At 46.8% G+C, this 22618-nt stretch carries 16 protein-coding genes; 7 read left to right on the top strand and 9 right to left on the bottom strand.

Going from position 1 to position 22618, the window contains the following annotated elements:
• Positions 1-61: 61 nt before the first annotated feature.
• Positions 62-3040, bottom strand: coding sequence for an ExeM/NucH family extracellular endonuclease (locus LSG37_RS18530; protein WP_233081341.1), 2979 nt, complete (start codon positions 3038-3040; stop codon positions 62-64).
• 297 nt (positions 3041-3337) lie between these two features.
• On the opposite strand from LSG37_RS18530, the gene LSG37_RS18525 reads away from it, so the two are divergent.
• The 3 genes from LSG37_RS18525 (at position 3338) to LSG37_RS18515 (ending at position 5856) form a co-directional block, all read left to right on the top strand.
• Positions 3338-3571, top strand: a complete 234-nt coding sequence (locus LSG37_RS18525; protein WP_233081339.1) for a hypothetical protein — start codon at positions 3338-3340, stop codon at positions 3569-3571.
• A 268-nt stretch (positions 3572-3839) separates the two neighbouring features.
• Positions 3840-4514 carry a response regulator transcription factor gene (locus tag LSG37_RS18520; protein WP_233081337.1) on the top strand — a complete coding sequence of 225 codons (675 nt, stop codon included), beginning with the start codon at positions 3840-3842 and terminating at the stop codon, positions 4512-4514.
• Complete coding sequence (locus tag LSG37_RS18515; RefSeq protein WP_233081335.1) at positions 4495-5856, top strand: sensor histidine kinase; 1362 nt, start codon at positions 4495-4497, stop codon at positions 5854-5856. Before LSG37_RS18520 ends, LSG37_RS18515 begins: the two co-directional genes overlap by 20 nt.
• Here LSG37_RS18515 and LSG37_RS18510 read toward each other — a convergent pair.
• Positions 5845-6579: an alpha/beta fold hydrolase gene (locus LSG37_RS18510; protein WP_233081333.1), complete on the bottom strand. Its 735-nt coding sequence runs from the start codon at positions 6577-6579 to the stop codon at positions 5845-5847. The genes LSG37_RS18515 and LSG37_RS18510 overlap by 12 nt on opposite strands.
• 184 nt (positions 6580-6763) lie before the next feature.
• Here LSG37_RS18510 and LSG37_RS18505 point away from each other — a divergent pair, with 184 nt between their 5' ends.
• The 4 genes from LSG37_RS18505 to tamB all read left to right on the top strand — a co-directional run bounded on the left by LSG37_RS18505 (position 6764) and on the right by tamB (position 14476).
• Positions 6764-7729: an ABC transporter ATP-binding protein gene (locus LSG37_RS18505; RefSeq protein ID WP_233081332.1), complete on the top strand. Its 966-nt coding sequence runs from the start codon at positions 6764-6766 to the stop codon at positions 7727-7729.
• On the top strand, positions 7726-8895 hold the full coding sequence (locus tag LSG37_RS18500) for an ABC transporter permease (RefSeq protein ID WP_233081331.1): 1170 nt from the start codon (positions 7726-7728) through the stop codon (positions 8893-8895). Before LSG37_RS18505 ends, LSG37_RS18500 begins: the two co-directional genes overlap by 4 nt.
• Positions 8896-9008: 113 nt before the next feature.
• Complete coding sequence (gene tamA, locus LSG37_RS18495; RefSeq protein ID WP_233081330.1) at positions 9009-10718, top strand: autotransporter assembly complex protein TamA; 1710 nt, start codon at positions 9009-9011, stop codon at positions 10716-10718.
• Complete coding sequence (gene tamB / locus LSG37_RS18490; RefSeq protein ID WP_233081329.1) at positions 10715-14476, top strand: autotransporter assembly complex protein TamB; 3762 nt, start codon at positions 10715-10717, stop codon at positions 14474-14476. Before tamA ends, tamB begins: the two co-directional genes overlap by 4 nt.
• A 114-nt stretch (positions 14477-14590) precedes the next feature.
• On the opposite strand, the gene LSG37_RS18485 is transcribed toward tamB, so the two are convergent.
• The 7 genes from LSG37_RS18485 to LSG37_RS18455 all read right to left on the bottom strand — a co-directional run bounded on the left by LSG37_RS18485 (position 14591) and on the right by LSG37_RS18455 (position 22574).
• Positions 14591-15373 carry a Crp/Fnr family transcriptional regulator gene (locus LSG37_RS18485; RefSeq protein WP_233081328.1) on the bottom strand — a complete coding sequence of 261 codons (783 nt, stop codon included), beginning with the start codon at positions 15371-15373 and terminating at the stop codon, positions 14591-14593.
• Between the two features lie 460 nt (positions 15374-15833).
• Positions 15834-17405 (bottom strand): HAL/PAL/TAL family ammonia-lyase, encoded by a 1572-nt coding sequence (locus LSG37_RS18480; protein ID WP_233081327.1) that lies wholly within the window; start codon positions 17403-17405, stop codon positions 15834-15836.
• Between the two features lie 20 nt (positions 17406-17425).
• Positions 17426-18559 carry an AMP-binding protein gene (locus LSG37_RS18475; RefSeq protein WP_233081326.1) on the bottom strand — a complete coding sequence of 378 codons (1134 nt, stop codon included), beginning with the start codon at positions 18557-18559 and terminating at the stop codon, positions 17426-17428.
• Positions 18560-18641: 82 nt separating this feature from the next.
• Complete coding sequence (gene pyp, locus LSG37_RS18470; protein ID WP_233081325.1) at positions 18642-19025, bottom strand: photoactive yellow protein; 384 nt, start codon at positions 19023-19025, stop codon at positions 18642-18644.
• A gap of 714 nt (positions 19026-19739) precedes the next feature.
• Positions 19740-20513 (bottom strand): methyltransferase domain-containing protein, encoded by a 774-nt coding sequence (locus LSG37_RS18465; protein WP_233081323.1) that lies wholly within the window; start codon positions 20511-20513, stop codon positions 19740-19742.
• A gap of 26 nt (positions 20514-20539) precedes the next feature.
• Positions 20540-21304 carry a Nif3-like dinuclear metal center hexameric protein gene (locus tag LSG37_RS18460; RefSeq protein ID WP_233081321.1) on the bottom strand — a complete coding sequence of 255 codons (765 nt, stop codon included), beginning with the start codon at positions 21302-21304 and terminating at the stop codon, positions 20540-20542.
• Positions 21297-22574 carry a glycosyltransferase gene (locus LSG37_RS18455; protein WP_233081319.1) on the bottom strand — a complete coding sequence of 426 codons (1278 nt, stop codon included), beginning with the start codon at positions 22572-22574 and terminating at the stop codon, positions 21297-21299. Before LSG37_RS18455 ends, LSG37_RS18460 begins: the two co-directional genes overlap by 8 nt.
• Between the last annotated feature and the right edge of the window lie 44 nt (positions 22575-22618).

The following is a 22618-nucleotide window of genomic DNA, read 5'->3' as shown; positions in this document are numbered from 1 at the left end:
AAATGTAAAACAGCCACCTGGCGGTGGCTGTTACTTTAGTTTACTTCAGGGCAGAAATTAGTTAACCAAATAACCAGCCTAACACTTTGTTGATCACCGAAATCACCCATTGCAGCACAGTGTTGCCTTTGCCATCTTTCACTTCAATGACATAACTAACACTGGTGCTGACACCCAAGGAGTCTGTTGCTTTAATGCTGAAACGCAACTCCGGCTGATGTTTGGCATTCAGCTTCTTTTTCAGAGTTAACTGGCCATTTTTCAGCACCAGATACTTATCACCTTCAACCAGCTGGATTTTTTCAATAACGGCATTGTTACCTGTCGCTTGCGCCATGACTATTGCCAGCACAGTACCTGGCTTACTCTGATCAGAAATCACTGTAGCTAAGCCCTCAAGCGTAACCACGGGCAACTCAGGTAAATCATTCAGCTGCACTTCAATAGTGGCAGGTTCCGACACTAAGCCAGTTTCAGTGTGTACTGTGACATCAAAACGCAGCACCTGACGACTTTCAAAGTCTAAATCAGCACCAGCGGCCACCATCAATTGACCTGTAGAGCTGATGTTAAACCATGCTGCCTGTTCACCTGACAATTGATAGCGGCTAATAGCCATAGCAGAACTGGTGACAATCTGCCCTACGACTGTGCCTGGTGCCGCCTGTTCGTCCAGCATAAAAAACTGGTCCTGCACCACAGGTTTAGCAAAATAAACCGACATCACCATAGGGTCATGATCAGAGGAGCGGAACGGGCCTGGCGCATAGAAGTTCGCTTTTGCCAGGTCAGATTTATACTCCTCGTTGTAATCCAGAATGGCAGGTTCGTCGGCATTGATTGCCCATTCTGTCACTTCGGCCACCCGGCTTCGGATATCTCCCGCGGCAAACACATGATCCAGACTGCCCGACTCACCATTAAACTGATAAGAGCTGACTTTGTTGCCATGAGCCTGCTGGCTTAACTGCACATAACCTGCATCGTTCATAGCCCGGATAGGGTCTTCCAGCATATAAGCGTTAAAATCACCTACTATCACGCTGTTGTCAGTTTCGACACCTGTAGGGAAACCTGCTAACCAGTTGTGCATGGCTTGTACAGCCTGCAGACGCACCGCATTCCAACAGCCTTGTCCATCGCCGGAGTCCAGATTGGCCAGATCAGATTTATTACTTGGACAACTGCCTTTGGAGCGCAAATGCACCACAGTGAAGTTCAATAATTCAGCGGATTGCTGCACTTTAAAGCTCTGACTGATCAGCGCCCTGTTGCCGTAATCAAAAGGCACTGCTGTGGTTACAGCAGCTATACCAGCCTGAGTTACTTTGTCTTTGCGATAGATAATAGCCGACGTAATAGCGTCAGTTCCTACCTGTGGCATAGCAAAATCAACAAAAGCCCAGACATCAGCACCCGCTTCTTCATTTAAACCACGAACTAAATCTGCAATGGCACTCTGTTCGCTAAAACCGTCGTTTTCCATTTCCAGCAAACCGACCAAATCGGCATTCATCGCCGAAATACCAGCGATAATTTTGCTGCGCTGTTTGGTAAATTCAACAGCTGACGAAGCACCGCGGGCTGTTGGGAAGCCGACACCAGTGCCGTCACCGTTAAAATAGTTCAGCACATTAATACTGGCTATACGGTAATCACCTTTGCTGATGGCAGGTTGTTCTGTGCGCGGATTGCTGCTGATAAATACAGGTTCGGTCAGAGGGTGCATACGGTATTTACTGAAACCATAACCAAGCACTGCATCAAAAGGCAGCACCTCATCACCGACCCTTAAGGTATTGCTGGCCGATAAACCAGGGCCAGGATACACCTTATCTTTATTCTGCAAATTAGAGCCGTCATCCAGCACCAGCTTGTTCAGGCTATTGGCTGCCATCACAGCTTTTGCTGCATCTCCTGGTAATGCAATTTGTGTCGGCTGATACAAACGTTCAGAAGATAAAGTCAGCTCGTTGTAACGACCTAAACCATAGTTATCAGTGACCGTCAGGCGTTCAGTTAAGCGAACTTTCATGCCTTCCAGTGCTTCGAGCTGGCTTAAACTGCTGACAGGTAAAGTTAAAGGGATAGCGGCTATTTCTTCGCCTTCACCACAGTCGGTTAAGTCCAGCAGTTTTGCCAGTTGAGTCTGACCAAAAGACTCTTCGACCATGGCACTGACACGAACTTTGTCACCCACCGACACAAATTTACCGAACAGGTTGTCGTAAACAAAGACCCCTTCAGAGGTCAAAGGGTTTTGATCCTGATCGGCAATTTCTTCCTGAATAAAAAAGCCTTTTAAGCCACTGCTCTCCTGATAGCTGGCTGTGACTACGGCTTCAACAGAAACGGTCTGACCTTTCAGTGGCGATTCATCTGCCTCGCCCTGAATAGCGGAAATAAAAGTGACAGCATCACCACACTGCCCGTGTACGTATACTGGTTCTTCCGGCTCGGGATCTTCCGGATCAGTAGAGCCTGAGCCGTTGTACAACCCTATGCCGCTGAAATCATCCTGAGCAAACTGCTCATATTCCATAGAAGGATCAAACAGGTCCGAAGGGTTGGTATCCCCTTGCGTGACTGAGACTTTGCGCCTTAAGGTTTTATCTATGGTAGAGACGCCACCTGAGTTCCAGGCACTGCCGGGGTCAAAGCCAACCTGACCAAAAGAATCAATGACCTGCTCGCCTTTGGAGAGCACCAACGCATCATCACCGTTGTACCAGGATGAACTATTGAGTAATTGAGCTTTGTCTTTTAATGCAGCGACTGAATTACTGTTGGCAATGACATAGACAGCGCCTGGAGCCAAAGTACCGGTCAAATGAATGGTTGTTGCTGCTGTGGTATTGCCATTAAAAAACATCTGCAGCTTGTACTGCGACAAATCAAGGCTCTGAGTGCCCAGATTTACCAGTTCAATCGCTTTGTTATTGGAAGACCCTTCAAGGTATTCGGAGATCAGCAGTTCGGCCTGAAGCTGTGGACTAAGCGCCAGTGCAACAGCGACAGCACATAGATTTTTTATGCTCATGGAGTTCACTTTTGAGTTGTTTATATTTTTAACGGCTAAACATTAGAAGTTAACAATGTTACAAACACATTAATAAACGAACACATTTATTTAATCAATCGCAAAATACCAGCGGCTAAACTGAGTTCAGGCTGCATTCATCGTGATTTTTCTGCTTTTTATCCAACTAAAGGAACAAAATCACCTTAACTTTTGTCAGAGCCATTGCATGAAAACCATGAGAACTCCTCCCGGAGTGAGAGAAGTAGTTCACCACCAGGGATTATTATTAAAAAGCGCTACACCGGAGCTCAACCCATGATGACAAGTATCCGTACCCGTATTCTGGCTTTTTTAGATCTGGCGCACTGCCAGTACAAAGTAGAAGGCAATACCATCATTACGTCCACTGCAGTGCTGGCCTTCACCGCTGATCATTTATCTATTTTGCGTGAGGGTAAACCTGAGCGTTTAATGCCTTATGAAAAGCTGAATATGGATAAAATTCTATTTTTGTTGACAGCTCAGTCGGATAAAAACCCGCAGCTTTAAAGCAGCAACTCATAATTTCCAGTGACTTCTCTGTTGGTAAGTAAAGCGTAAGAAAACAGCGGTTAAGCTTGCACCTGCAGAAATCAATCAGATGGAGTCACTTGATGAGTTTTCGTTCCCCAGCTTTGTTGGCACTTCTTGTGTCACTGCTTTGTTTTATCTTTTCGTTTCTCCCAGCTACCGCTAAACAGCATGATGCAAACACAGAAAGCAGTTTAGCTTCCCCTATTTTTGCTTTAAATAAATTGTACGGCCTCTGAGGAACACTATGAGCAGAATACTGCTGGTCGAAGATCATGAACGCCTTAGTGAGCTGGTCTGCACAGCGCTACAAAGAGCTGGCATCGCAGTCGACGCCTTTTCAGACGCGAGATCCGCGCTGCAAGCGATGCGGATCCAGCCCTATGAATTATTGATTCTGGACAGAGGTTTACCTGATGGAGATGGACTGGATCTGCTACGGCAACTCAGGGTAAACCAACAAAACCTGCCTTGCCTGGTATTGACTGCCCGAAACGCTTTACATGACCGGATTGATGGACTGGAAAGCGGCGCAGATGACTACCTCACTAAACCTTTTGCCATGGACGAACTGGTGGCCAGAGTCAGGGCTTTGCTGCGTCGCCCCAGTAAGTTGCAACTGAATGATCCTGAATACTGCGGCACCCGATTATGTCTGCATTCGGCTTCTGTGCATTATGGTTTGCAAAGCAGCCTTTTAGCACCCGCTGAACTACAAATACTACAAACGCTGATGCAGGAACAAGGAAAAACAGTACGCAGACAAAAGCTGGAGCAAACCGCCTGGGGACTCACTGAAGCTGTCACCCCAAATGCACTGGACGTTGCAGTACACCGGATAAGAAAAAAACTCAGTGCTATAGGTTCTCCTTTATTAATCAATAACATCAGAGGATTGGGCTATGCTCTCAGTCAAGCGTAAACGTTATCTGACGTTTCGTTTAATTAGCACTTTTGTAGCAGCTTTAGTGCTGACCTTTGCCTGCATCTTCTTTTATGTTTTTGTGATCAACCCCAATGCCATGCTGAATCATATTCTCGACAGACAGATTCATTATTTAACAAAAGAAATTGTAACTGACGCACAAGGTAAACCCGCTCAGCTGTTCCATGATGAAAAATACAGTTGGTTATACCAAACCTTAAGCACTGAGCTTTTCTATCAGATTGTGGATCAATCAGGCCATGCCCTGGTCCAGTCTGCGCCTCAAACCAGAGAATTTCTACAGCAGGTGGATCAGCAGTTTTCCGATGAAAAACGCATCTATGCCGTGCAGGCGCAAGGCATGTTATATCATGTGAACAACGCACCTTTGTTTGACTATCCTGGTTATTATCTGCAAGTAGTGATCAGCGACCGGCTGATGAGTATATTTCAGTTGACCAATCTAAAGCCTTTATCTGTCGTAGCCGTACTGGTTTCTCTGTTGTGCTTGTTGTTGATTAGTTTGGTGGTCTGGCTAACGATAGGTTACATGCTCAGGCCGTTAAAAAATGCCTCAGCTACAGCGGCACAAATTGAACCTCATAGTCTGACTCAACGACTCAACACCCATAAGCTGCCTGAGGAAGTATTACCACTGATTAATGCTTTTAATCAGACTCTGGACCGGCTGGAGAAAGGCTTTAAAGTGCAGCAGGAATTGCTGGCTACCACAGCACACGAACTAAAAACCCCGCTGGCACTGCTCAGGGGTGAAATTGAAATGGCTGAGTATTTTCCTAAACGGGAAGTGTTGCTTAGGGATATTGACCAGATGGCACGGTTAATTCACCAGTTACTGCATTGGGCTGAATCCAGAGAAAGTCAGAATTATCAGTACCAGTCTTTGTATTTAAGCGATGTGGCAGAAGAGGTTGTGGCCTATTTAAGCAGATTGGCTGTCAGTCATCAGGTACAAATTTCTGTATCAGGGCACTCAGAAGCTGAGTTATTACACGCGGATCGAAGTACCTGCTTTGTATTGCTGAAAAACTTACTGGAAAACGCCATTCACCATGCACCAGCGCATTCAGTGATAGAGGTGACAACCACCCACTCTGGCATTACAGTCAGGGATTATGGCACAGGCATAGCTACTGAACATTTACCCTGGCTTTTCACCAAGTTCTGGCGTGGTCCACACAGACGTCATCAGGGAGCTGGCCTTGGACTGGCGATTTGTTATGAAATTGCCACAACGCACGGCTGGCAGCTAAAAGCAGCAAACAGCTCGCCCGGAGCCTGTTTTTCATTAGACACCAGTTCAGTATCAGGCAATTAACGCCTGCCCTTGCAACTCAGAGGGAACATACCGCTCAATATACTGCTTCAGTTGCCATGCCGCCTGCTCTGGTATGGCCTGAAGTAAAAAATGCGGGGCATCCAATCTGACAAGCTGCATATCAGGCTGCAGTTGCTTTAAGGTTTTGGCATTAAAAGTCCAGATAAGCCGGTCATGCCGCGCTTGCAAATACATTAAGGGTAAAGTCAAAGTAGCAAACTCGGCCAGTACATCCACCTGCAAGCTTTGCTTAGCCCTGTGCTTAATCACTTGCTCAGGCACTATAGTCAGAGCATTTCCCATCAAAGCAGATAACTGCGGACTGGCATAACGCCCTTGCAACCATAATGCAGTCCAGTGATGCACCAGCTCATTCCATGGCAGTTTATCCACAGCACTTGCCAGACCTTTAATCGCAGGTAACGGATTCCGGCCAAAAGTACAGCACAAGACCAAAGCTTTTAAGTGCAGCGGTTTTTCTGCTGCCAGCATTATGCCTAAAGGGCCGGAGAATGATTCCGCCAGCAGCAGATAAGGGCTTTGCGGCAATTGGGGCCGGATATAGTCCAATAACTCACTATAACCCCACAGCTGATCCAAAGGATATGCAATCACCTGAAGAGCAAAGTCCGGTGCCAGTTGTTGTGCCAATTGTTGATACAAAGTGCCGGTACCATCCAGGCCTGGCAGCACTACTATGGTCATTTGGCTTTTGATGATCATTAATCCATTCCTGCTTCGACACGTCGAAAACTCATTCTAACCAAAACAGATGACAAAGCGCTGACACTAGTGTAACCGAGGATATCAGGTTAATAATTTGTCACATTTTTCTAGTGTTGTTAAAGCTGAAGCATTGATATGCTTGGGATCAATCATCCCTTTTATCAGCCTGTAAGGACACATCATGCTCAGGATTTCTGCAGATCAGATAGAAAAAAGCTACAGCACAGTCAAAGCCGTCAACGGCATTAGTTTTGACGTTCATTCAGGCCAGATTTTCGCTCTGCTTGGCCCGAACGGCGCAGGGAAATCATCACTGATCCGTATGCTGGTGGGATTAACCCGGCCCGATGCAGGCACGATCCGTATTGAATATAAAGGAGAAGAACTCAATGCATTACCCCAGCGTTGCTACGGTTATTTGCCGGAAGACAGAGGCTTGTATCAGGATAAAACGGTACGACAAAATCTGACTTATATTGGAAAATTGCGGGGTATGGCTGCGGCTGATATTGAAGCAGCATTGATTTTATGGTGCACCCGCCTCGATTTGCTGGAAAAAATGGATGACAACTTAAATAAACTATCCAAAGGCAATCAGCAAAAAGTGCAGCTGATTAGTTGTGTGTTGCACACGCCAGATCTGTTGATTCTGGACGAACCTTTTTCTGGTCTGGATCCGGTCAATCAGGAACATGTGCTGTCCATCCTGACTGAATTAAAACAAAGCGGCACTACTGTTATTTTAAGTGCCCATCAGATGGCGTTGGTTGAGCGACTGGCCGATCAGATGTTACTGCTGAATAAAGGTGAGCTGGTAGCTCAGGGCAGCCTGGCGCAAGTCAGCCAGCAATTGGATCCTAAACAGTGGTTTGAAGTCAGCTTTGAGCAACAAATCAACTCACAAGCGCTGGAGCAATTAAGCGCAGTGGCTGAATTCAAAACCTGCGACTCAGACAAAATTCAGTTGACCTTAACCAAAGGCTATAACGTCAGTCAGTTGCTGCAGCAACTGACCAGTGTGGCCGAACTGGCTGATTTCAGTCGCATTCAACCGAGTTTGCATCAGTTGTATCTCACCGCTGTGCAGCAACACAATCAGCAAAAACCAGCTAACCCGATAAACAATGCAGAAGGAGATGCAGCATGAATTTATGGACCATAGCCGTTTTTGAGTTTCAACGTTATTTCAAATGGAAACAGGAGATCATCAGTATTGGCCTGATGCTGCTGTCTTTGGTACTGATGAGTGCCTGGCCACTGGTAAAAACCTGGCTGGACAATGATTATAAAGTTGCCTTGGTCAGCAGCGCTTCTGCCCCTAAAATCAGTGGCTTTACCATCAGCCAAATTCCGGCCGATTCAGCAGAAACGGCGCTTGCAGGTATAGGTGATATCTGGGATTTAGTGGTTCAGGTACAGGACAATAAGCTGGTTATGACAGCAGAGTCCAGTGCCAGCTGGCAGGATAAAATAACGCCAGAACTAAAAAACTGGCTGCAGAAACAACGCATCAGCCAGCTCCCGTTGAGTGCTGAACAAAAAGAGATTGTGAATAATCTGCCTGAAACTCAGCTGGTTTTTCTGAAAAAAGACTCTGCTAAACAAAACAAAGAGCAGCAAATGGTCAGTGGTGGTTTGCTGATATTGCTGGGGATCGGGGTGTTTTCAGGTTTTGGTTTTATGTTTACCGCCATTACCACAGAAAAACAGCAACGAGTGACAGAACAACTGCTGACACTGATCAGCACCAAAGAATGGATTGACGGAAAAATTCTGGGTATTTCATTGTTTTGTTTAAAAAGTATGGTGACCACAGGTTTGTTTTTATACCTGATGCTGCAGGCGGTTTCGCTGGTCAAGGGCAAAGGAATGTTTGTTTTGCCTATTACAGCCTTAGAACTGACCAGTGCTTTACTTTTTGTCAGTTTAGGTTTGTTATTGATCAACAGCTTTATGGCAGGTTTTGCCGCCACTATTGACGACCCAAACCACTCCAGCCGTTCAATTATCATGTTTTTGCCTACCGTACCTTTGGGCATAGTGTTCAGTGCTATGGATAATGCAGAGGGTACATTGATGCATATATTGAGTTTATTTCCGCTAACCTCTTTTGCCGCTATGCCGATGCGTATGGCCTCTGTTTCTGTGCCCTGGTGGGAATGGGTTTTATCTCTGGTCTTGCTGATTGCTTGTTTATTCTGGTTAAAAAATGCAGCCAGCAGGGTTTTTGAACTGGGGATCCGGATGTATGGCAAAGAACCCGAATGGTCCCAGCTGCTAAAAACCTTTTTATTTGCGCGGGTTAAAGATTAAATAACTGGTCTGTTAAGCGTTTGAAAACGTACTGAACTCTCTGTGACTGTTATACTCTTAGAGCAAAACCGGACCTTGCTGGTCCGGTATTAACACAAAGGATAGTTCGCATTTTGTTGTACAGGACTCTGGCCATTCTGGCGCTGCTTGCCGCCTCTGCCGCCGCAGCGCATCCCCAAATAGAACTCAAGGGCGTTTCAGGCCCCCTTGCTGAGAACATTGAACTTTATCTGGACCGCCTACCGGCTAAAAACAACCTGGGTTCCAGGCGTTTTCAAAACAAAGTGATTGAAGATGTCAAACTTGCAGGCCGGGCTGTAGGTTATTACCGCATGAATATTGAGCCCAGCCTGGTTGGTAAAGATAAAAAACAAAAATTGCGGTTAACCATTAAGCCTGGCGAAGCTTTGCGACTGAAATCTGTCAAAGTGGAAATTTTAGGTGAAGCCTCGACAGACCCTGAATTTGCCAAACTGGTAAAACAGGTTGGCCCTAAAGTGAACCACAGAGTGCATCATGGCCGCTATGAAGAAATCAAAAATCAGCTGAACTCTTTGGCGCTTCGCCGTGGCTATTTTCAGGCGAAATTTGTTAAACAGGAACTCTCAGTGGCTCCCCGCTTGTTACAGGGTTTTATTCATATTCAATTTGATTCAGGTCCGCGTTATCACTTTGGGGAAGTCGCTTTTGAAGGCAGCCAAATTCGTGATGAACGCCTTCGCTCTTTACTACCTTTTAAACCCGGTGAACCTTATCTGTCGAGCCAGTTGGGTGAACTGAATCAACGACTGGCAGAAAGCAACTGGTTTCGCAGCATAGATGTCACTGTAGATGAACCAGAAAACGCTGAACAACAACTGGCTGTCACTATTAAAGTGGAACCACAAGTTCGTAATACAGTGGAAACTGGTGTGGGTTACTCCACAGATTTAGGTCCACGCGTTAAGCTGAACTGGAACAGGCCCTGGTTAAATGACAGAGGCCATAGTTTTAACAGCAGAATGGCGCTGTCTGGTCCTGAACAAACCGTTGAGGCGGGTTATAAATGGCCAAAGAAAAACGTCAGTAACGACTTCTACAAACTGAACTTTGGTATAAAAAATAAAGATATAGAAGATACACGCAGTCAGGAATACAACACAGCTCTGGAGCGGCACTGGTTGCTGGCAGACGACTGGTACAGAACAGTATCCTTGCGCTGGCTGTACGAAGACTATGAACAAGGGCTGGACTCAGGCAGCGCGAATCTGATTATGCCTGGTGTCAGTTTTAGCCGCAGCTGGGACAGTGGTGGCAGCATGCCATCAGAAGCCAGCCGTTACTTAGTTGGTACAGAAATTTCTGACCCGGCCTGGGGCTCAGACAGCAGTTTTGTGCGCATACGCAGCCGGGTCGGCTGGATAGGATCCTTTTCTGAAGACCATCGTTATCTGGTGCGTTTTGATGCAGGAGCCATATTCAGAGAAGCCATCACCGAACTGCCGCCTTCATTACGTTTTTTTGCCGGTGGTGATAACAGCATTCGTGGTTATTCCTACGAATCCATTTCACCTGTCGACGCAGATGGCAAGCTGTTGGGTGCCCGTTATCTGGCAACAGCAGCATTGGAATACCAATACAGGGTGTCAGGCAATTGGTGGGCGGCCGCATTTTTTGACGCAGGCAGCGCCTGGAATGACAAAGCTGAGATTTATCGTGGTGTAGGTTTGGGTGTGCGTTGGGCCTCCCCTGTTGGCCCTATTCGTATTGATGTTGCCTGGGGACTGGATGTGCCCTCCGACCAGGCCTTGCAGTTGCATTTTAGTTTGGGGCCAGAGTTATGAGCGTGGAGAACAATACAGGAGCTGATGTAAAAAACATCAGTTCAGATTTTAGTGTTAAAAAATTCTTTTTAGCCTTAGGTTTAGGGCTGTTGTTATGTCTTGTTGCGTTATTTTACACCAACAAACCTTTGCAACTCCTGCTCAAACTGGTACCAGAACAGAGCCCGGTACAACTGGGCCAGATCAGCGGTACTTTGGCCGAAGGTTTTACGCTGACGGATCTGCACTTTGCACAAAAGGGTATTGAGCTTAGGGTCAACACCCTGACAGCAAAAGTAGGCTGGTATTGTTTAGGCCGTTTTGAGATTTGTATAGATACAGCCACAGTGCAAGGTGTGCATCTTGTACTCAGTACAGCCGCTGAAACTGCAGCTCAATCGGAAAATACCCTGCTGGAATTACCCAAAGTCAGTATTAACCAGCTGAACATCAGTGATCTGACCTTGCAACAAGGCGAGCTGCAACTGAGCCTGAATAATTTAAGCACAGAGCTGAAACTCGGTGGTCAGCAGATACAGTTGGGCGAGACGCTGCTGGAGCAATTACAACTTCAATTACCTGAAAGTACTCCACAACAAAGCACAACAGCCAGTGCAGAAGCCTGGTGGCATTATCAGCTGCCAGAGTTACAGCGCATTGAATTGCCCTTATGGCTTAGTGTAAAAAAACTCACCTTACTCCAGCCTGAAATCACAGGTGCTCAGCAAATCTCAGCAGAACAGCTTAGTTTTTCACTGCAAGCCAACCCGGATCAATTTGAATTAACTGCACTTCAACTGACCCGACTGGAAACCAGCCTGCCTGATTTACAAGGCCATCAGCTCAATGCCGAAGCACAACTTAGCCTGACCAACTCCACTCCTTTTGCAGTGCAGGGTTTTATTAAAGCAGACAGTGGCTCACTGGTGCTTAACAGCAGCATTGCAGGTTCACTTGAGGACTTACAACTCAAGCTGGAGTTAACAGGCACTCAGCAAGCCACAGCACAGATAGAGATTGCCCCGCTGACCGCAGGATTACCGCTGTCACTGCAACTGAACGCCAGCAGTTTACAATGGCCACTGCAAGGTGAAGCCTTATACAAACTACAGGCTGTGACAGTGGATGCACAAGGCTCATTGGCGGATCTGAAGCTTTCAGTAAAAAGCCAGCAGCAATTACCGCAACTACCCGACAGCCAGCTGCAACTGACAGCCTTATGGCAGGCGCCGCTATTCAGTTGGTCAACCTTAACCCTTACTTCCTCTTTGGGCTCTGTCCGCAGTGCAGGAACTCTGGATTTAACCAAAGAGTTAGCAGTGGATGCCACTCTGGCGCTGGACAAACTGCAACTGGACCCCTTGCTAAAAGAGTACCCAGGCCACTTAAGTGGTGATCTTCAAGTCAAAGCCAGTTACCACCAGCAGCAATGGCAACTGGAATTACCCGCTTTAGCTATTCAGGGCCAGGTGCGTCAGCAGCCATTGTCTTTGTCTGGCCAACTGAGTGCCAAAGGCAAAGCCTTAAATGTAGAAAAATTAAGCAGCAAAACCCTGATACTGCAACATGGTAACAACAGCATCAAAGCCGAAGGTGAAGTCACAGATCAATGGCAGATGCAGCTCTTGGTCACAGCACCAGATCTGGCCAGTTCTGTTGCTGGCGCTCAGGGCAGCCTGAGCGCTGAAGCAAAAGTCACAGGGCCACAACACTACCCTGCTGTAGATATCAAATTACAGGCACAAAAGCTGCGCTATAAAAAACTACTGCGTTTGCAGAACATGAGCCTGAATGCACAAATCAACAGCAATAATCTGGATCATCAACTCGAACTGACGCTGGGTAAAGGCATGCTGTCTGGTCAAAAGCTAAATTCTGCCCAACTTTTAATGACAGGCAATAAAAACAACAGCGATCTGGTACTGCAACTGGATGCTGTTGACTACAAAGCCCAGCTGCAGGCAACTGCCACAGCTAAACCTAAACAGCAATGGCAGATCAGTGTACAGCAAGCTCAGCTGCAAACCCCTGTAGGTCACTGGGCTTTAGCCGACACTCTGCCGATAGCACTGGATTGGCCCAAACAACAACTGGCTTTACCAGCGCATTGCTGGACTTCTGAACCTGGTCAGCTGTGTCTGGAAAAACCCAGCACCATCAGCAGCAGTCAGGGCGACTTATCTGTGAAGCTGCAACAGTTTCAATTGGCGCTGTTAGAGCCTTTTATTGGTGAATCCCAACAACTGACAGGTGAAGCGGCCGCAGATCTGCAACTGAACTGGGGTAAAAAACAAGGCTTAAATGCATCAGTGAAGCTCACAGGCACAGCAGGCCGCTGGCGACAAACGGATGTGAATCCGTTGCAACTGCCATGGCAAAGCTGGAATGCAACAGTGCAGTTGACTCCAAAAAAGCTGTCCAGCGACTGGCAAATGCAGTTTAGTGAAGACCGCTCTCTGAAAGGCTCTGCTTCATTGCCGGATTTAAGCGCAGAGGATAAAAAACTTGAAGCAGAGCTCACCCTGAGTCGGCTGGATTTAAGCTTTTTACGTACTTTATTGCCTGAACAAAGCGAATTTGTCGCCACCTTAAACGGTCAGGTTCGTGCCAGCGGTACGCTGAACAGACCTTTGTTATCCGGTCAGCTCGCTGTCACTGAGGTCAAACTGCACGGCGCCAATGCGCCACTGGATATTGAACAAGGCAGTATGCAACTGGATTTTTTACAGCAAAAAGCCATATTAACCGCCGATATTCAAAGCGGCGAAGGCAAAGCCCAATTATCAGGTTATGCCGACTGGTTTGATTTAAAAAATTATCAGGCCAGACTGGCTTTAAGTGGTCAGGAATTACCACTGAACTTGTCGCAAGGCGTGGTGTATATCAATCCTGAAATTACAGTACTGGCGCAAAATCAGGTGGTGGCAGTGCAAGGCACAGTGCAAATTCCGCGTGCTGAACTGGCCATAGATGATTTACCACAAAACGCTGTGCAAATCTCAGATGACGAAATTTTGCTGAATAAAGAACTGGAAGTGCGCCGCGGAGCTGTCACCAGTTCAGTTAAATTAGTCACTGAAATGCGTTTGATTTTAGGCGATGAAGTAAGGTTGCAGGCTTTTGGGTTAAAAAGCCGGTTAAAAGGCCAGTTGCTGTTTAGTCAGAATGAGCAACAACAACGCTTACGTGGCGAAGTGAATATTCTGGACGGTACTTTCCGTTCTTACGGTCAGGATTTGCTGATCCGCAAAGGCAAACTGATCTTTAACGGCCCTGTTGATCAACCGTTTTTAAATATCGAAGCCATTCGTAACCCCTCTTCTACTGAAGATGACGTGATAGCCGGGATCAGAGTCAACGGCCCTGCCGATCAAGCCTCAGTGGTGATTTTTTCCGAACCATCCAAACCTCAGGCCAACGCTTTGTCTTACTTGTTGATGGGACGGGATCTGTCAGGCAGCGGTGACAGCAAAAGTAACCCACTGACCAGCGGTTTAATTGGCCTTGGCATTGCCAACAGCAACGGCATGGTCAGCCAGTTAGGTCAGGCATTAGGTTTTGAACAATTTACTCTTGATACTGCAGGCACGGGGGACGACTCACAAGTGACAGTCAGCGGTTATTTATCCCCCAAACTACAACTGAAATACGGTGTAGGTATTTTTAACTCTTTGGGCGAATTTACCTTACGTTACGAGCTGATGAAAAACTTCTACCTGGAAGCAGTACAAGGCATAGACAGTGCCGTAGATGTGCTTTACAAGTTTGAGTTTGATTAGGATTTTTAAGCAGAGTCCGGGATAGTTTCCGGCCCTTCTGAAACAATTCAGAGGGGCCGCTTTCTTATAACGGCTTTGTTTTAATGGAGCAGTGTTCTGCCACTGCTTTATGCTTCAGGCTTTTGTTGTTGGCAAAACCACCACTGGAATAGCAGCTACATTGGTGATGACCTGCCGCTGCGGCAAATAAGGCAACAAGAGTTCTGTTTCTTTTTTGACGACTTCGTAACACTCACAACTCAGCGCTTCGAGTTTATCTCTCTCCAACACCTGAATATGGCCACGCGAATAACTTATAGCTCCCTGTTGTTGCAACTTTATTGCAGCGTGAGTCACCCCCTCTCTGCGAACACCCAGCATATTGGCCATAAACTCCTGTGTCATAGATAAGTTATTGTGGGTTAAACGATCCATCGAAAGCAGCAGCCAGCGACACAGCTGCTGATCAATAGAATGGTGCCTGTTGCACACCGCAGTCTGAGCCACCTGAGTGATCAAGGCTTGGGTATAACGCAACATCAACTGCAATAACTGACCGTGCCGGTTAAATTCATCCTTGACCTGAGGCCGTGGCAGACGATACGCATGACCAGCACTTTGCACCAGTGAACGGTTTGGCGTACTCGCCCCGCCCATAAACAACGAAATACCTAACAAGCCTTCGTTTCCTACCACCAGAATGGCGGTCGCAGCCCCGTTTTCCATAATGTACTGCAATGAGACAATAGCGTCTGTTGGAAAATAGACATGACGCATAGGGCGACCAGACTCATACATCACTGAATTCAGCTGCAAAGACACCAACTCAAGGTGTGGAAATAAACGAGCCTGAACTTCAGGCGACAGTGCCGCCAGCAAATGATTTTGCTGCGGCTGCGGTGTGGTTTTTGTAGACATTAAAGCCCTCAAATAAAATGGAATAATATGCGTAACAAGGCAAAAACGGCCAGATCATGCTGGTGTAATTCATATGAGTTCTGTGCGGTAACACACATAAGAAACTTGCCGCGCAAAAAAATAGCAGCTAAGGATCCTGAGCCTGTACGTCACAACGTCTAAAGGTTGAATTGGAGAGGGAATGAGTTAAAAACATTTCAGGTTTTTTAACTTACTGAAATCAGTCAATGTCTATGGAGGAAGCCCCGGGTGGGAGTCGGGCTTAGAAATGGCAGACTGGAGCCACCATAACACAGTTCATGGCAGGATGTTGGTTTTTAATTTTTCACCCTGTGTTTGTTTTCTTAGCGGTATCAAGCTTATGTATCAAACCATTTTTTACTTTTAAATTCAGAACTTTATAAAACAGATGTAACTCCAGGGCAGAGCTTCAGACATAGAGTTTCAAAGTTGGGTAAACTCAGGCTAAAAGCTCAATCAACGACTTCACCTTGTCTGGATCAATAAGGGCCTCTGCGACTCTGGTTATATCCTCTGACAAAGCGCGGTCCTCTTTGAGTGGCAATGCATACTGCCTTAACCATGCACACACTACTTGTGACGAATGGCTAAACGAATGGCTAAACGAATGGGTATTTTTTAGCTCAGCCCCTTGCACCAACACCAGGGCTTCAATGGCCAATATTTGATAAAGCTGAGTCAAACTGGTACTTGCTCTTCTGGCGGCAATAGTACCAAGGGGCACTATATCCTGATTATCAGCGTTGGTTGGGATGGATTGAATTGAGGCTGGCATCGCTTGACTGCGTAGCTCAGCGACCAGTGACGTAGCACAGACTTGCGCTCCCATAAAACCACTATGCAACCCTGTATCAAGAGGCTGCATAAACGCCGGAAGCCCTTTATTTCTTAAAGGATCAGTGATCCTTGCTATACGGCGTTCGCTGTATAGCGCCATTTGGATCAGTGCATTGTTTAAATGATCGCTGGCAAAAGCTAAATGCTGACCAAAAAAATTGCCCCCATGCAAAATAAGCTCATCTTCAGCAAACAGCAGCGGATTGTCAGTCACAGCACTCAGTTCAATCTTTACTGTTGTCGCATGCTGGCTAATCACATCAAGAGCAGCCCCCAGTGCCTGTGGAGCGCAACGTAAGGTATACGCATCTTGCAACAGCGGTTGGTTTTGCTGGATATCTTCTCCCATCAGATTAAGGTTCCTGGACTCTGCACACCATGGGACTAAAGCATCACTGCTGGCTGACAAACTCCATAACCAACTGTGTAGCTTTTGTTGACCTGGATGAGGCCGTAACTGTCCAATAGCAGGGTGAAATGCTTCTCTGTGCCCATTGAGTAACTCTGCGTATAACAGAACCAGTAAAGTACTAAGTTTTAACGCCCGCTCTGCAGCTGTTGCGTTTAATGCTGCTATGCCCACAGTTGCTGAAGTTCCATTCACAAGGGAGATAGCATCCTTTCCTTTTAACACCAGTGGCTGCCAACCCAGTTGCTGATGTGCATCCCTACTTTCTATCCAGAGTCCACCTTTTATGCTTACTTTTCCCCCTCCACTCATGGCTCTTGCCAAATGTGCCAGCGGGGTTAAATCTCCGCTTGCTCCCACAGTACCTCGACATGGAATAAAAGGAACCATATCTGCATTCAGCCACTCTTGCATTCGTTTAATCAGCAAAGGATTAGCACCTGAGTGCCCTGACAATAAACTTATTAAACGAGCAACCATCATGGCACGAACCTGAGGATGAGTAAGAGGCTCCCCCACACCGCTGCACAAATGGTGAACTAAATTTTGCTGTAAAAGAGCTGATTGTCTTGGGTCTACCTCTGTGGTCGCTAAAGGACCATAACCCGTAGTCACACCATAAATTCGTTTTCTGTCCGAAATAGCACGGCAGAGGAATTTATGCGCGTTTTCTACAGCATGCATTTGTTTTTCGGTCACCGCCAAGGTTTGGCGTCCAAGCGCGATGGCTTCAACATCTTCAAGCGTTAGCTGCTCAGAGCGCATAAAAAGTTTCCTTCAGGATTTTACCAGTCGGTGAGCTTACCCATCTCATTCGTGGGTAAAGCAGTACCATAAGTGATTTGGACAGGACGCTCGGCCGCGGGCCAAAGTTTAATAGCATTGTTTATCTCTGTTGCAGTCTCATCTTCACTGGTTCTGGGGATCACAAAGGCTTTTAAACGAAGCTGAGCTCCTTGTTTAGCTACCCGAACAGTGCAATCAGCGACACTTTCCAAGGCACGCAACTTCTGCCCTACATAGGTGACACTGACATTGACGCCACCTATGGAGATCAACTCATCAAGGCGCCCTTTGAGTACGAAGTGACGTTCGTTGTACCACTCTGCATTGTCCAGCAGCGGCAGCTCAGCCCCATCATTCTCACGTTGAATATGCTGAGCATCGCAGCCAGATTGCCAATGCTTTAATAATTGATACGAGGTTTTTGGCAGCCAACGTGCGGCTATACCACCAGTTTCGGTGCTGCCATAAATATCTAACAGACCTGATAATCCCTGGCTTAGCAAACTTGAGCTTGTGTGCTCTGATAGTTCACCTGTGGAGCTGACTCCATAAATAGCAGGCTCCCATGCCCGGCGTGACCTTGCTAAATACTCCCAACGTGGTGGCACTGTGACTAGTAAGTCGCCACTTGATAGTTTTGGCAGCACAGCATCAGTCACAGCCAACTGTGGAATAGTTGCCATAGCAGGGAACGCCATTCCCAACATAAACCCATACAAATGATGTAATGGTAACCAACTAACCACCCGCTTTATGGGCTTGGATGAAAGCAAAACGAAAGACAATGAATCCACTTCGGCTTTTATATGCTCCCATTTATGATGATGCGACGTCGGGTTGCCTGTGCTTCCAGAGGTTCTGAACATAAGCCCTGAGGTTTCGCATGTCGCATTAGCAACCAGGGCTGCCCAGTCATCCAGGCTCTTTGTCATTAATAAACGATCTTCTGAGCCTGTCTCGTGTAAACAGAAAAATTCGTTGACGCAACTGGCCAGATGTAAAAGCTCCAGTGAGTCAACATCAGTTGGCTCTTGCCAGCAAGGAATAGCTATCCCCCTATACGCACTTAACTCAGCACTCAATAATGATTGCAGCACTAGTTTGCAATCTGACACCGTCAGTTGCTGGGGCATTTCAACATCCTTAACCTTCAGGGGGTGAATTCGAATAAAAATGCTGGCAAAGGCCAGCACTGTGAGGGACCGAAACTAAAGCTTACAAGCGTTTCACAAAAATCCAAAAACTATCGCCTGTCATCGCTTTTTTCATATGTACTTTCACTTTAGTCGGCTTCATTTGATAATCGAACACATATTCAAACATAGTATTCAGGTCACCTTTCTGAACCCCCTCTTTAAAACGCCCCTGAAATTCCTTACTCTGGGTACAAGGGGCTACATCAGTGAAAAAGTTTTTACCAATCACACTTTTAGGATCACGACCTGTGATCGTTCCTTCTGCAGCGTTGTAATGAATGATTTTGCCGGTACCATCGAGCTGAATGGCACCAAATGCCAGTTTATCAAGAGCTTTATCATCCATTTTAGCGAGCGAGTTTTCGATATCGTCGCCGCCAAATCTTACTGTTTCCAACGTCATAGTTATTTCCTCAGCTACCTGTGCCGAAATCGGCGTAAAAAATGATGAAGAGCATATGAAAACGACAAAATGACCTATGTCTCTTGCCAAGGTATCAGTAAAACCTTCCCCTCACAAACAGGTTTATCTTGTCCACATTGCTTTTAAACTCAGTGAATAATACGTAACACAGAGAATATCGATCATCGGGCAAAGCAAGGTTTTCCGGGTCCCCGACCTTTCTTGTTTGAAAAACAGTGGTTCCAGTGGCAAGACCTATTTGAATTCGGATGGATACCTTACACGCTAAACGGACAATTTTTATCAAGACTAAACCGGACTGAAGGGCGGCAACTTGTTTGAAATAACCTCTGGTGGCAGATGCAAAATAGAAAAAAATGCCCGGCTGATAAGGCCGGGCCAGAACGTGGTCTTTGGATGGGCAAAGACTTCGGAGTCTGACAACAACAGCAGAACAGTTGTTGTCATAGGGTCACAACATGTAACAGAGCGTTTATCCGCCTACGAAATCAAGCTGCCTTCCTGGCAGGGTGCAGACTTCCCACTTGATTGCATATTTTGCAAATGATAACCGTTCGCATTACGAAATTAATCATAACAGCTTTATTCAGCACTGCAACTGTTTTTTCACATTTAATTTCAGCTGGATTCGCCGCTGCAAAACCCTTCAGTCTTTAAGCCATAAATTGACGATCAAAGGCAGAGCTCCGATCGTTACAGAGCCCGGAGTAACAGGTGCTGATAACGCCCTATAGAGGCATAAGGTTCTTGTCTGTTGTATTGCAGTTCCACCTGCAGCAACTTATCAAATTCAGTTTCCTGCTCAGAGCGGTCACGCAGATAATCATGGAAACAACGCACTCCGGTTTTACCTTCAATCGCAAAACCAGCCTCTTTGCACCAGCGATAGACGTCGTCAGGTTGCAACGGATTTTGCGGGCTTAAACTGACTTTTTTCTTAAAGGCCAAATCACGCAGCACATAGTTAAAATTGCCATAAATAATATTGCTCAGGCGTTTGGCATCTTTGTTGTAAAACATCAGCGACACCAGCCCACCCTTTTGCACTAAAGCACGCAGTTGCTTGATGGCCTCTGCCGGTTCATGCAGCCATTCCAACACCGCATGACATAACACCACAGGAAACGGCTGCCATTCTTGCTCAGACAACTGCTGCAGGGCCAGAGCATGGCATTGGATCTGCGCTTCTATTCCTCGCTCTTTGGCATCCTGTAACGCCATATCCAGCATATCCTGCGACAAGTCAGTTAACGTAACCTGATGGCCTTGCTCTGCTAAAGCCAGCGCCAGTTGGCCCTGCCCTGCACCTACATCCAGAATTCGGCTGGGCTTTTGTAAATCAGCACATTCAGCAAAGTCACGTAACAGCACAGCCTGGCGCACACGGCCTTTGGTGGTCTGGTAAATATTTTTCTGAAACTTGCCCGCTATACCATCAAAATTGCGGTCCTGCTGCTTTTTAGTCACTATTTATTACTCACTTGGTAAAACCCTTACGCAGGATTGTCGATATCAATAAATTCACAGACCACACCGGTTTTCTGCTGCACAAATTCAGCCAAAGCTTTGATGCCATACCGCTCAGTGGCATGATGACCTGCGGCAATAAAGTCGATCCCCAGTTCGCGTGAGCTATGAATAGTTTGTTCCGACACTTCACCGCTGATAAAAACTTCTGCGCCTGCAGCATAAGCCTGATCTATATAAGACTGACCACCGCCCGTACACCAGGCCAGTTGTGTCACAGGCTTATCCAACACTGCATGCAGCAGCGGAGCGCGATTGAGCTCATAATGTAGCCTGTCCGCTATCTGCTGGCTGGTCATCGCCTTAGCTAAAGTGCCACGCATCAAAACGCCTGCCGGGCTGACACCCGGCACAGCCTGCCACTGGGTTAAGCCCAGCTTTAATGCCAGTTGAGCATTGTTACCAAGCAGCGGGTGCACATCCAGCGGCAGATGGTAAGCAATCAGGCTGATATCGTGTTTTAACAGGCTTTGTAAACGGCGTTTTTTGATACCAGTGATCACATAGTCTTCGTTTTTCCAAAAATAACCATGGTGCACCAGAATGGCATCAGCACCAGCTGCTACAGCCGCATCCAGCAAAGCCTGAGAAGCCGTCACACCAGCCACTATTTTTTTAATCTGGCTTTTCCCTTCCACCTGTAAACCATTGGGGCAATAGTCTTTGATCAGGTTACTTTGTAGTTCCTGATCCAAGAGTTGAACTAAAGCCTGACGGCTGATTTCACTCATCTGTTGTCTCCTGTGCAAGGCTGTGTTTCAGCTCTGCCAATTTAGCTTTTGCTTCAATCCACTGCGCCATAAATTGTGTGCTGCGATGCTGATGATGTCTGAGCATAGCCCCAGTGAAATTCGTTAATCGGTGCTGTGCCAATTGCTGCTGCACATCCATCAATTGCTGCCAGACTCGGGGCTGATGGTGCTCTTGTGCAAAACGCTCCGCCAGAATACGAAAGCCTTGTTGCTGCTTTTGCTGCCATAAAGCCTGGTCCTGATACAAAAGCACAGCGGCTTCTGCGATTTGTTCAGCAGTTTCACCAATAAGTCCGGCCCACTCCCCCTGATGCACCATGCCTTCAGCGCCTATGGCCGTGGTGACATTGGGTGTGCCCTGCACCATGGCATCAATAAATTTGCCTTTAAGACCAGCACCAAAAGCCAAAGGGGCCACTAACACCCGGCCATTTTTAACCACTTCAGCTGCACTTTCAGCCCAGCCTTTGACCAGAAACCCCTCTTTAGGCTGATGCAACTGCGTGGCTTTAGGCGGCGGATAAGCGCCATAAATATGCAGTTCAGCCTTGGGCAGTTGCTTACGGATCAAAGGCCAGATCTGCTGCTTGAGCCAAAGCACAGCCTGCCAGTTGGGTTCATGCCGAAAATTACCAATGGAGACAAAATGCTGGCGCTGCTCAAACAGCGGTAAATCAGCAAGGAGTTCAGCTTCGGTTTGAGTTTCAAGCCAAAACGGGCTGTAACACAGCAGATCTTCCGGTACCTTAAAGTGTTCTGTCAGCAGCTGCATTTCGGCTTCTGAAATAATCAACGTCAGATCAGAGCGGTAAATAGCAGCTATTTCACGCTGCGCCTGCTCACTGTGTAAATCATCCAGTGTCACAGCCCTGCCCGCTTTAAACGCCTGCTGACGGGCTAAACGTAAGAAGTGCAGATCTTCAGTATCTAATAACCGCAGCGCATCAGGGCATTGCTGTTCAACACGCCAGCCAAACTGCTCTTCAAGCATAAAACGGTCGAACATCACTATATCGGGCTGCCACTGTTTTAATTGCTCATCAAAGCTGCTGTCGTTTAACTGGATCTGCTGTTCGGCAATTTGCCACTGACTTAAATCAAAACGGTGTGGGCTTTTTTCGGCCGGACTTGCAAAAATAACAGTCCAATTCTGCTCGCGGAACATCGCCAGCAAAGACAACATTCGACTGCCGGCAGCAGAAGAATTAGGTTCAGGCCAGACGTAACCGACCACAAGAAGCACAGACATAAAAGACTACTGTTCAGTGTAAAAAACAAAGGTCGTTAGTTTAC

Source organism: Rheinheimera soli (assembly GCF_021290985.1).
GTDB classification, from domain to species: Bacteria; Pseudomonadota; Gammaproteobacteria; order Enterobacterales; family Alteromonadaceae; genus Pararheinheimera; species Pararheinheimera soli.
The sequence above is the reverse complement of the archived record's forward strand: the minus strand, read 5'-3'. Positions and strand labels throughout refer to the sequence as shown.